The sequence below is a fragment of the Acidobacterium sp. S8 genome (genome assembly GCF_009765985.1).
Taxonomy (GTDB): Bacteria; Acidobacteriota; Terriglobia; order Terriglobales; family Acidobacteriaceae; genus Alloacidobacterium.
In genome coordinates this window covers 1-1,086 of the sequence record NZ_LMUM01000038.1, presented here as the reverse complement: position 1 = coordinate 1,086, position 1,086 = coordinate 1, and the positions used below count along the sequence as shown (strand labels likewise).

The following is a 1,086-nucleotide window of genomic DNA, read 5'->3' as shown; positions in this document are numbered from 1 at the left end:
AACTCTGATGGCACACCAAAGCCCAACGGCAAAACCATCACCGAGCAAGGAGTTGCCAATTTCTAAATTGCAGCAACAAGAACTGACGTCAGTTAAGAAACTGATAAACCGGATTATGCACAGGCTCAGAGCCGAGCCCGGCTTTCAAAGGATTGTGGTTCTGGAGCTCAGATAACCGCAGCGGAAGTATCGGACGGAATGCTGCCCTCACCACCGAATGTTCCGGCGAGCTGCAGGGATAGCGCATCAAGATTGATCCAAGAGTTTGATGAGGAAGACCGAGCAAATTGGGACACTTTATCGAATAGAGCCTGTTCAGCAGAATTAGGCTGGGTAGAACATTCTCTGGGTATATGCTCAGCGGGAAGGCACCCTCCAATTTGTCAGAGAACCGACCATTGGCGCCGCGATGCCGCAAGAGCAGTCTCTGAATGGAGGAGGTTCAAACAAGATCAGTACATGAAACCGAGGGATCCGATTAAATTATGGGGTACGAACAGGGGTACTTGCACGATCCATGCCTATAAGTATCTCTTAAATAAGCATCAATGGCTGCCTGGGGGACAACCATCGGTCGTCCAATTTCTATGCTAAACAATGGGCAAAAAACCTCTCTCAAAGCAAGCTCTCCGCAGTTGTGTCGTCACCTAGGGGAACTCGTGCGATTCAATTCAACTTACATGAAAGATTCTGGGATGTTAATACCATTTTCTCTCGTTGATATCTTTGCTGAGCGGCCACTGGCGGGTAATCCGCTTGCGGTGGTACCGCAAGCGGAGATTTTGGACGAATCCGAAATGAGGCAGATTGCGGCCGAATTCAATCAAGCCGAGACTACCTTCGTCGTATCCTCACGCACAGACGACGCGGACTGGCGGCTTCGTTCACAGCTGCCGGCCACGAAGTCTTTGGAGCTGACCACAATTCACTCGGTGCATGGTGGTGGTTGGCGGAATTCGGCAAACTGCCATTGAGCGACGGACCAAACAAATTTATCCAGGAGATAGGGGATGATTTACTTCCCTTGGAAATCAATTTTGCGGAAGGTAAGCCCACTTCGGTTGTGATGACGCAGTCACCGCCGAT

The 1,086-nt window shown here is 50.2% G+C and carries 1 protein-coding gene; it reads left to right on the top strand.

Annotated elements, in window-relative coordinates:
• Window positions 1-548 precede the first annotated feature (548 nt).
• The gene (locus GSQ86_RS24050) at window positions 549-974 is read left to right on the top strand and encodes a PhzF family phenazine biosynthesis protein (RefSeq protein ID WP_371720742.1); all 426 of its coding nucleotides are present in this window, start codon (window positions 549-551) and stop codon (window positions 972-974) included.
• Window positions 975-1,086: the final 112 nt, after the last annotated feature.